The 10,116-nt window shown below is 64.3% G+C and carries 11 protein-coding genes; 9 read left to right on the top strand and 2 right to left on the bottom strand.

Annotated elements, in window-relative coordinates:
• The first annotated feature begins 68 nt into the window (after window positions 1-68).
• The 5 genes from MA07_RS16065 (at window position 69) to MA07_RS16085 (ending at window position 5,311) form a co-directional block, all read left to right on the top strand.
• Complete coding sequence (locus MA07_RS16065) at window positions 69-1,475, top strand: Do family serine endopeptidase (protein WP_036353024.1); 1,407 nt, start codon at window positions 69-71, stop codon at window positions 1,473-1,475.
• Window positions 1,476-1,536: 61 nt separating this feature from the next.
• Window positions 1,537-2,844: a replication-associated recombination protein A gene (locus tag MA07_RS16070; protein WP_036353027.1), complete on the top strand. Its 1,308-nt coding sequence runs from the start codon at window positions 1,537-1,539 to the stop codon at window positions 2,842-2,844.
• Between the two features lie 55 nt (window positions 2,845-2,899).
• The gene (locus MA07_RS16075; RefSeq protein ID WP_036353030.1) at window positions 2,900-3,613 is read left to right on the top strand and encodes a hypothetical protein; all 714 of its coding nucleotides are present in this window, start codon (window positions 2,900-2,902) and stop codon (window positions 3,611-3,613) included.
• Window positions 3,614-3,622: 9 nt separating this feature from the next.
• Window positions 3,623-4,009 (top strand): fluoride efflux transporter CrcB, encoded by a 387-nt coding sequence (gene crcB / locus MA07_RS16080; RefSeq protein WP_036353032.1) that lies wholly within the window; start codon window positions 3,623-3,625, stop codon window positions 4,007-4,009.
• Window positions 4,010-4,051: 42 nt separating this feature from the next.
• The gene (locus MA07_RS16085; RefSeq protein WP_036353034.1) at window positions 4,052-5,311 is read left to right on the top strand and encodes an RluA family pseudouridine synthase; all 1,260 of its coding nucleotides are present in this window, start codon (window positions 4,052-4,054) and stop codon (window positions 5,309-5,311) included.
• Window positions 5,312-5,315: 4 nt separating this feature from the next.
• On the opposite strand, the gene MA07_RS16090 is transcribed toward MA07_RS16085, so the two are convergent.
• Window positions 5,316-5,924, bottom strand: coding sequence for a hypothetical protein (locus MA07_RS16090; protein ID WP_052003255.1), 609 nt, complete (start codon window positions 5,922-5,924; stop codon window positions 5,316-5,318).
• Window positions 5,925-6,130: 206 nt separating this feature from the next.
• On the opposite strand from MA07_RS16090, the gene MA07_RS16095 reads away from it, so the two are divergent.
• Window positions 6,131-6,592 carry a hypothetical protein gene (locus MA07_RS16095; RefSeq protein WP_036353036.1) on the top strand — a complete coding sequence of 154 codons (462 nt, stop codon included), beginning with the start codon at window positions 6,131-6,133 and terminating at the stop codon, window positions 6,590-6,592.
• A 124-nt stretch (window positions 6,593-6,716) separates the two neighbouring features.
• Window positions 6,717-7,307 carry a GNAT family protein gene (locus MA07_RS16100; protein ID WP_036353038.1) on the top strand — a complete coding sequence of 197 codons (591 nt, stop codon included), beginning with the start codon at window positions 6,717-6,719 and terminating at the stop codon, window positions 7,305-7,307.
• A 10-nt stretch (window positions 7,308-7,317) separates the two neighbouring features.
• Here the strand turns inward: MA07_RS16100 and MA07_RS16105 are convergent, their stop codons facing one another.
• Window positions 7,318-7,785: a hypothetical protein gene (locus MA07_RS16105; RefSeq protein ID WP_036353040.1), complete on the bottom strand. Its 468-nt coding sequence runs from the start codon at window positions 7,783-7,785 to the stop codon at window positions 7,318-7,320.
• A gap of 148 nt (window positions 7,786-7,933) precedes the next feature.
• Between MA07_RS16105 and MA07_RS16110 the strand changes: the two genes are divergently transcribed.
• Window positions 7,934-8,209: a GNAT family N-acetyltransferase gene (locus MA07_RS16110; RefSeq protein WP_036353042.1), complete on the top strand. Its 276-nt coding sequence runs from the start codon at window positions 7,934-7,936 to the stop codon at window positions 8,207-8,209.
• 150 nt (window positions 8,210-8,359) lie between these two features.
• Window positions 8,360-10,099: an ATP-dependent zinc metalloprotease FtsH gene (ftsH, locus tag MA07_RS16115; protein WP_244445267.1), complete on the top strand. Its 1,740-nt coding sequence runs from the start codon at window positions 8,360-8,362 to the stop codon at window positions 10,097-10,099.
• The last annotated feature ends 17 nt before the right edge of the window (window positions 10,100-10,116 follow it).

A 10,116-nucleotide genomic window follows, 5' to 3' on the forward strand; every position in this document is an offset into this window, starting at 1 on the left:
CGCTGGAGCTTGGACTTTTGAGCCCGGCGTTTTATCGAAGGGCATCGCTGAACGAGGAATTCTTGGCCATGCGCATCTCGCTGCTTCGCCTTGCCGTGACTGTTGCCGCGCTTGCTCTCGGAATCGTCGGGACGCAGGCCCAAACGCAAAGGGTCGTGCCCGAGAGCAAGGCCCAGGTCCAGCTCTCCTTCGCGCCTGTCGTGCGGCAGACCGCAGGATCTGTCGTCAACGTCTACGCCAAGCGCAACGACCGCCGGCAGAATGCCGCCATCGATGAGTATTTTCGCCGCTTCTTCGGCGACAACGCGCCAGGCGTTCCCCGCGGCCGATCCCAGAGCTCCCTCGGCTCGGGCGTCATTGTCGACCCGTCAGGACTCGTGATCACGAACAACCATGTGATCGAGAACATGAACGAGGTGAAGGTGGCGCTTGCCGACCGCCGGGAGTTCGAGGCCGATATCCTCCTGCGCGACTCCCGCACGGACATCGCGGTGCTCAAGCTGAAGGACGCCACCAACCTCCAGGCTGTGGAGTTGGGCGACTCGGAGGCCCTGCAGGTGGGCGACATCGTGCTGGCCATCGGCAACCCGTTCGGTGTGGGTCAGACAGTGACCCAGGGCATCGTATCAGCCTTGGCGCGGACCCAGGTCGGGATCTCCGACTATCAGTTCTTCATCCAGACGGATGCCGCCATCAACCCGGGCAACTCGGGCGGTGCACTCATCGACATGAACGGCCGGGTGGTGGGCATCAATACGGCCATCTACTCCCGCTCGGGCGGCAGCATCGGCATCGGCTTCGCCGTGCCCTCCAGCATGGTCCGGGTGGTGCTCAATTCCGCCAAGGGCGGCGCCAAGAACGTGGTGCGGCCTTGGCTTGGCGCGCGGCTCCAGCCCGTCGACGGCGATATTGCCAGCGGCTTGGGTTTGGAGCGCCCGACCGGTGTTCTGGTCACCTCCGTCTATGACAGGGGACCGGCCGCCGAGGCGGGCCTCCGGCGCGGCGACGCTATCCTGGAAGTCGATGGCCAGCCCGTCGATAATCCGGATTCCTTCGGCTATCGCTTTACCCTCAAGGGAACACAGGGGCAGGCGCCGCTGACCGTGTTGCGGAGCGGAAAGCAGAGCACGATCCAGGTCAGGCTCATGCCTCCGCCCGAAAACCCGCCGCGGGATCCGGTGCGCAGCCGAGGACGGACGCCGTTTACAGGCGCGACCCTCGTCAACATGTCGCCGGCGGTGGCCGACGAACTGCAGATCGACGTGGCCGACGACGGCGTCGTCGTCGCCGAGCTGGAGGAGCGCAGCGTCGCTGCCAGCGTCGGGTTCGAGAAGGGCGACCAGATCGTCGCCATCAACGGCGAGCGTGTGGCTAACACCCGGGATGCGGACCGCCTGATCAACCGGAACGGCGGCTATTGGGAAATCACCGTCAGTCGCGGCGGGCGGGTCTTCACCACCGTGCTTGGCCGTTAAGCGCGACGGCGCCGTACGGATGAGTTATTGGTGAAGGGAAAGATTTGAGTCCCTGTTCATCATGAGCGACCTGTTCTCCTCCGCCGGCCTCGACCAGAACGCGCCTCGTCCGCTGGCTGACCGGATGCGGCCGACAAAGCTGTCCGAAGTGGTCGGCCAGGATCATCTCGTCGGCCCGGACGGCATCCTCACCCGGCTCATCGCCTCGAAGTTCCTCGGCTCCCTGATCTTCTGGGGGCCTCCCGGCACCGGCAAGACCACGGTCGCCCGGCTGATGGCCCATGAGACGGACCTCCATTTCGACCAGATCTCGGCAATCTTCTCCGGCGTTGCCGACCTCAAGAAGGTCTTCGAGGCGGCGCGCCACCGCCGCTCGATGGGCACGGGCACGCTGCTCTTCGTGGACGAGATCCACCGCTTCAACCGCGCCCAGCTCGACGCCTTCCTGCCTGTGATGGAGGACGGCACGATTACCCTGGTCGGCGCGACCACCGAGAACCCGTCCTTCGAGCTGAACGCCGCGCTCCTCTCCCGCGCCCGGGTGCTCCTCTTCAAGTCTCTCGACGAGGAGGCGATCGGAAGGATCCTGAATCGGGCCGAGGAGATCACCGGCAAGAGCCTGCCGCTCGACGCGGAGGCGAGGGCGTCCCTCGTGCGCATGGCAGACGGCGACGGGCGCGCAGTGCTGACGCTGGCCGAGGAGGTCTGGCGTTCGGCCAAGCCCGGTGAGGTCTTCGATGCGGAGCAACTGCAGGAGATCATTCAGCGTCGCGCACCCATCTACGACAAGGGGCAGGAAGGCCACTACAACCTCATCTCCGCCCTGCACAAGACCATCCGGGGCTCCGACCCGGATGCGGCGCTCTACTACCTGACCCGCATGCTCGATGCCGGTGAGGACAGGCTTTTCATCGCCCGTCGGCTTGTGCGGGCCGCCGTGGAAGATATCGGCATGGCCGATCCCCAGGCCCTCGTGATCGCCAACGCGGCCAAGGATGCCTTCGATTTTCTCGGCTCGCCGGAGGGAGAACTGGCGCTGGCCCAGGCCACGGTCTATCTCGCCACGGCGCCGAAATCGAACGCCCTTTACGTGGCTTACAAATCCGCCACGCGGGTGGCTAAGGAACACGGCTCCCTCATGCCGCCGAAGACGATCCTGAACGCCCCGACCAAGCTCATGAAGCAGATCGGCTACGGCGACAGCTATGCCTACGACCACGACGAGCCGGACGCGTTTTCAGGTCAGGACTACTGGCCGGAGAAGCTCGGGGGGCAGTCCTTCTACGAGCCGGTGGATCGCGGCTTCGAGCGGGAGATCAAGAAGCGGCTGGACTGGTGGGAGAGGCTCCGGAAAGAGAGACGTAGGTAACTTTATATCTATATAGCCTCCTTGCTGCTAGGATCGGTAGGTTAGGGAGGCACCGATGAAGAGACTGATCCCCTTACTGATCTGGCTTGCGGCAGCCACGATCTACGCTCCGGCGCATGCTCAGAAAGCCGAGGTCGCTCCCGACGTCAGCGTCAGCCGCAAGACCTACCCGGTACCGGCCAACGAGGCGCCTTTCTTCAACTTCGCGGAGAAGACGGAGGGGCAGAAAGCCGCCGATCAGAAGCTCGTCGCCGCCGATCAGAAGCTCGTCGCCGCAGTGCTGGAAAGGGTTCCTGACCGTTCGAGAGCGGTGGGCACGGCTATCGACGCCGGCATGCGTGCCTTCCTGGGTGAGAACGATATCGCGACCGCCGCCAAGCGCTTCAATCAGGCCTACCTGTTGGATCCTCAGCAGAGCGGAATCTACCACGGCTTCGCGATGGTGGCGGAGGCCCGTTTCAAGGATTTCGCCTACGCCGACGAACTCTACCGGGTGGCGGCGCGCATGAAGTCACCGTCTGCGTCCCTCCGTGCCGATCACGGGCGAATGCTGCTGATCGCAGGCCGTCCCGGCGAGGCAAAGCCGCTTCTTGAGCAGCCCGTGAAGGACACGCCCGACTGGGCCGTGCCACGCATGAACTTGGCCTGGGCCACTCTGCAGACCGGGAACAGGGATGAGGCCTGCAGGCTCGCCGCTCAGGTCAAAGGGACGCAAATGGAGAACGTCGAGCGCGATCTGGCCTTGTTGAGGCAGAAGGGAGGCTGCTAGCTTGGCGCCATGCTCTCCTATCTCCTCGTCTTCCTCGGTGCCGGCATCGGCGGAGCCCTGCGGCATGGGGTGAATGTCGGCTGCGCCCGCCTGTGCGGGTCCCCGTTTCCCTGGGGTACGCTGACGGTGAACGTCGTGGGCTCCTTCTTGATGGGGCTCATTGCCAGTTGGCTCTCCGTCAAGGCGGGCGAGGGATGGAGCCAGCCCCTTCGGCTCTTCCTGACCACCGGCATTCTGGGTGGCTTCACCACCTTCTCAGCCTTTTCCCTCGACGCGGTGCTGATCTGGGAGCGGGGGCAGATGGGGCTCGCTGTGGCGTACATCGGCGCTTCCGTGATCCTTTCGGTTGCCGGATTGCTCACCGGTCTGGCGCTGATCCGCACGTTCACGGCCTAAACCTCGATTGCCGCCCGCGCGGCGCTCTGGTACCCACGGATCATGAGAAAAAGCGGTTCAGGACAGAATGGTGCCCGTGGCGGGCGGTCGGGCTCACGGCAGGGTTTTCGCTCGCGCGAGGACAAGCCTGCGCGCAAGGCTGCCCCGGCGAAGCCGCGCGGCGTGAAATCGGCTGCGGCCAAGACGCGGGCGCCCTCGGCTGTACGCGAGCAGCCCGCAGCACGGCCACAGGCAAAGCCCGCGATTGCAGAGGCTCCGCGCGGACCGACTCGGGCTCAGGCTAGGGCAGCGGCCCAGGAGGTTCTTGCAACGGGCGTGCAGACCCTCGTGGTCGAGCCTGACGAGGCCGACATGCGGGTCGACCGCTTCCTGGTCGCCCGGTTCCCGCAGCTGGCCTTCACGCATATCCAGCGCATCGTCCGAAAAGGTGAACTGCGCATCGACGGGAAGCGAGCTCAACCCAACGAGCGGCTTGTGGCCGGCCAGAAGGTCCGGGTGCCGCCGCTGAAGCTCGACCAGCCCAGGCCGGTTTCCCGTACTGCGGCCAAGGATCAGGACGAGCGCGATTTCCTGAAGTCGATCACGCTCTATGAGGACAAGGACGTCCTCATCATCAACAAGCCGATGGGGCTTGCCGTCCAGGGCGGCTCCGGCACCAAGCGGCATGTGGACGGGATGCTCGACTCCCTGACCGGCGAAGATGGGCAGAAGCCGCGTCTCGTGCATCGCCTCGATAAGGATACGGCCGGCTGCCTCGTGATCGCCAAGACGCGCTTTGCCGCCTCCACCATGGCGAAATCGTTCCGCGCCCGCACCACGCGCAAGATCTACTGGGCGCTCGTCGCCGGCGTGCCGCGCGTCCGGCAGGGCAGGGTCTCGACCTATCTCGCCAAGGAAGGCGACGAGGGCGATGCGCGCATGAAGGTGGCGCAGCACGGGGACGAGGGCGCAAGCCATGCCCTGACCTATTACGCCGTGATCGACACGGCGGCGCAGAAGCTCGCCTGGCTCTCCTTGAAACCGGTCACCGGGCGCACGCACCAGCTGCGCGCGCACGCAGCCCATATCGGCCATCCCATCGTGGGCGATCCGAAATATTTCGACATCGAGAACTGGGAGCTTCCCGGCGGCATCCAGAACAAGCTGCACCTGCTGGCGCGCCGCATCGTCATTGCCCATCCGCGGACGGGCAAGCCCATCGACGTGACGGCGCCGCTGCCGCCGCACATGCAGCAGAGCTTCAATCTGCTGGGCCTGGATACGAGCCAGTACGATCCCATCGTCGAGGCGCCCGAAGACTAGGGCGTCACTTCGGTACTCCGTATCTATGCTCGGTGCTTGGGAAAGCTGGCTCCTGCGCGGCTTTCCGGAACAGCCATGCCGACAGGAGCCACAGGGCGGAAAAGAACCCGGTCAGCACCACGATCACCCGTGGCCAGTTCGCCCCAGTGGCGCCCAAGCCGGCGCTCAGAGCGATGCCTCCGACCAGCGTCTGAGCAAGCGCCGTCGCGACTAAAACCTGCGCCATGCCGTAAGGCTTGAAACGCACGATGATGCCACCGAAAACCGGGGCGGCGAGCACACCGCCATACATCAGGTTGGCCGGGTTATCCTCGGACCCGATGATGCCCACGGCAAGGTTCATCCAGATGAGGATGAAGGCTGCCACAATGGCAACACCGACGGCGGCTCGGTACGCGGAGTTTCCCGTCAACCTTGTGGCCAGCTCATAGGTGCCGCAGGCGCCGAGCAGCATGGCGCCGAACACGATGAGATCAGTCTCATCCCAGTTCACTTCATCGGTGAACAGCATGGCGGCGAGCGGCAGCAGCCAGAGGAGCGCTGCCATCATCCAGAGCGCCATCCGCCACAAATGCCTGCGCTGGCCGCTGCTGTTCTCCTGACTTCCTGCCATGACCTGCTCCATGCATGCATGAGACTTTCAAGCTAGCTCAAGGCCGGCTGATTTCCCATCCTGTCGCACTTTCGCCGCGCAGCCGGCGCAGCATCGGTCGTCTCACTCAGCCATCCGGTTGTCTGAGCATTGACGATTGAGCATCGGATGAATCCCGAAAGTGCAAATCCGCTTTCGGGTCCGGTGCTCTGCAAGGAGGGAGATCGATGGAACACAAGCATCTTGATCAGCTCCGTAGCGTAGCCGACATTAAGCCCAGACCTTTGTCCCGTGAGGAACGACTTCAGCGTTGGATAGATCTGCTCGAACGGGATCCGAAACGCTCTCTGAACTCCCTCGGTGAAATCGAGTACAAGCCGCCGTCCGAGAGAGCGTTGATCCGCGAGGACAACTCTCCGCTCACGGTCGCCTATGAGGATCCAATCCTGCGCGCCGATGGCCTTGCGGGCGACAGGCTCGGCGATGCCATGCGCTATTTCGCGCTCTCCGACGGGCAGGCCCATTTCGCCCTCTGCTCGTGCCTCAGCGGGCGCACGATGGACGCCTCGACCTGTGCACGGAGATTGCAGAATGCGACCGGCAACGTCGCCTGGGAATCGGCGGTGGGCGCCTGGGCTCTGGCGGCGCTCGCGGTGAGCCTGCCGGGCCTCGTCTACCTGTTGGGCTGAGGCGGATTCCAGCGGCTGCCGATAATCACATCAGGAGACTGATCGTCTCCTGATGTTGCCTTGGCCGTTGCAGGCTTGCTCTGAATCGGAGACAAAGCTGCAGACTGGATTAAGGCACCTTCACATGCTGCATATCGAGCCCGTAACCCTCTCGACGGACCGCCTGACCCTGCGGCCCTTGAGCCCTGCCGACGTTCCCGCTCTCGGTGAGGCTGCCCGCGACGGAGAGCTCTGGGAGAAGAAGACCACGACCGTGCCGCGGCCGGAAGGTTTTGAGGCTTATGTGCGGAAGGCCTTGGAACTGCATGAGGTTGGTCTGGCACTGCCCTTCACGACCGTCGTGAACCAGGGGAACCGAGTGGTCGGCTCGACCCGCTACATGAACATCGATGCCGCCAATCACCGAGTCGAGATCGGCACCACGTGGATTGCCAAATCCTGGCAGCGGACCTTCGTCAATACCCATGCGAAGTTCCTCATGCTGCAGCATGCCTTCGAGGGGCTGGGCTGCAACGCCGTGGAATTGCGGACCCATCGCCTCAATGATCAATCCCGCGCGGCCATCGAGCGTCTCGGCGCCAAACTCGACGGCATCCTGCGCCAGCACATGATCATGCCCGACGGGCATATCCGCGACACGGCGGTCTACAGCATCGTCCGGGATGAGTGGCCTGAGGTGAAGGCCCGGCTCGAGCGGAAGATGGCTTCGGAATAGACGTCACGTCTCAGATGAAGCCGTGCTCGCGCAGGTAGCGGATGGAAGCGGCTGCGCTCCTGTGATGGATGAAGACGCCACCGGCTCCTTCCCAGAGATGGCGGTACTTGTCGCGGTCGTCGACCAGCGCATCGCCGGGCCGGCAATGTTCGCGCTTCAGGGCGGCCGTCGTCGTGATGACCTCCGTGCCTGGAAAGTGGCGCTCGGCCCAGCGTCGCTTCTGCGGCTCTGCCCAGTTGCCGCGGGGCAGGCCTGTCAGAATCACAGGGCTGAGGTGCTTCACGGCCTCGAACAGTTCCATGGCGTCCGGCAGGGGCTCCAGGCTGTTGAAGAAATCCCCGGCCGAGGCGAGTTCCGACCAAAAGCGCTTCAGGCCGAACCGCCGCTCGTACTCGGCCGGCGGCATGCCGAAGATTCGGGCTGCACCCTTGTCGAAATCCGCCAGGACTCCGTCGCAATCCAAGAACACGGTCGGCATGCGCGCTGTCCCTCCCATCTACCAGTCCGAAACCGGCGATGATTGGCATTGTTCCTATCCTACCCGCACCCTAAGCTTGGCGGATCGCGGAACGCTGTCCGACGGATCACGTTGGATTTTGAACAATGTTCGTCAGGTGAGTTGAACCATGAGCAGTGACGTTCGGGACAATGTGGACCGCCACCGGTTCGAACTGGAGCGGAACGGGGAGATCGCCTTCGCGACATACGAGCGGCGCGGGTCCGATCTCGTGATTCGGCACGTGGAGGCGGCTCTCCCTCTGCGGGGGACGGGTGCTGCCAGCGACCTCATGCAGGGCGTGGTGGAAATCGCCCGCTCCGAGGGGCGTAAGATTACACCCCTCTGCGGCTATGCCCGGACCTGGATTCGCCGCCACAAGGAATACAGCGATCTCCTGAATTGAGCGGAACACCCCTCCGTTTGTCGGGTGTGCCCATTCGCCGTACTGTGGACTGCGTCAAAATAAACTAAACAGCGGCTCCTTCTAAAAAATTCAAACTGCGCTATGGGGGCGCCGCCGGTGACAAACGTTCTCGAAAAAGCAAGGCAGCTCTTGGCCAAAAGAAGCGTGGCCATTTCAGCCGCCATCCTAGCCCTGGTCATTGCCGCCACCGTCTTCCTCGCCCCCCGCTATCTGGCTCAGCCGGTTGCCGAGATCACTTACTCGGAGTTCACGCGGGAGCTTGGCCAGAAGAAGGTTCAAAAGGTTCTGATCGAGAGTGGCGGCCTCTCGGTTTCCTTGGGCGATCGGAATGTCTTCGTCCGCATGCCGAATGGTCTCGTCAGCGCCGACTATATCGAACGCATCACCGCCTCGGGCGCCGAGGTCGATTTCAGGAAGCCCGGCTTCGATCCCGCCCATATGGCGAGCATCGTCGTGCCTATCGTGCTGGTGCTGGCCGTGCTCGCCATGCTGGCCATTCAGACCGATTTCAAGCCGACCTCCCGCTGGCCCAAGGTGGTCCGCAGTATTCCCAACCGCTTCGACGATGTGGCGGGCCAGGAGGAGGCCAAGGCCGAACTCCAGGAGGTCATCGCTTTCCTGAAGGACTCGGAAGCCTTCACCAAGGTGGGGGCCCGAATCCCCCGCGGACTCCTGATGGTGGGCCCTCCGGGGACCGGCAAGACCCTGATTGCCAAAGCCCTGGCCGGTGAGGCGGGCGTTTCCTTCATGGCCGTGTCGGGTAGCGACTTCTCCGCGCCTCTGATCGGCATCGCTAAAGGCCGTGTGTCCAAGCTCTTCGAGCAGGCCCGCAAGAAGGCTCCCTGCCTGATCTTCATCGACGAGATCGATGCCATCGGCCGCAAGCGCGGAGGCGGGGGATCGGCGGCCGATCGGGAGTTCGAATCCACGCTGAACCAGCTTCTCGTGGAGATGGACGGCTTCAACACCACCGCCGGTGTGATCGTCATTGGCGCCACGAATCGCGTCGACGTGCTCGACCCGGCGCTCCTGCGTCCCGGCCGCTTCGACCGTCAGGTCCATATCGGGCTGCCGGACATCTCCGGCCGCGAGGCGATCCTCAACGTTCACGCCCGCAACATCCGGCTCGCCAACGGGGTGAGCCTTGCCGCCATCGCCAAGGGCACGCCCGGCTTCTCAGGCGCCGATCTCGGCAACCTTCTGAACGAGGCCGCCATCTTCGCGGCGCGCGAAGGGGTCGCGGAGGTGACCCGCGAGCATCTTGAAGCTGCGCGCAACAAGATCATCATGGGGCTCGAGCGCCGCTCCCTCGTGATCACGGACGAGGAGCGCAGGCTCGTGGCGGTGCACGAGGCCGGTCACGCCCTGTGCGCGACCCTGCTCCCGGCCTCCGACCAGGTGCACAGCGCCACCATCATCCCGCACGGCCAGGCGCTCGGCCTCGTCATGCGCCTCCCGGAGCATGACCGTTTCTGCATCCCAGTGGAGAAGCTCGAGGCTGATCTCATCGTCGCCATGGGCGGCCGCGCGGCCGAAGAGGTCGTGTTCGGGCCGAAAAAGGTTACGACGGGCGCGGCTAGCGACATCGCGCATGCCACCAACATCGTGACCCGGATGGTGACCGAGTGGGGCATGAGCCCGGCCATTGGGATGGTCCGCGTGGCACGCTCGGGCGATAACCTCCCGCGGGAAGTCGAGCAGGAGATCCGGCGCATCATCGACGAGATGTACGAGGCCGCGAAGGCCTGCATCGAGGATAACCGCGATGCACTCGATGGCCTGACGGAGGCGTTGCTGGAGCAGGAGACGATCGAAGGCGACGAGGTTCGCCGGATCGTTCACATGCAGCAGGCGAGACTGGCGGCCTGAGCCGGCCGCCTCTCGGG

The organism is Microvirga sp. BSC39 (assembly GCF_000739015.1).
Classification (GTDB): domain Bacteria; phylum Pseudomonadota; class Alphaproteobacteria; order Rhizobiales; family Beijerinckiaceae; genus Microvirga.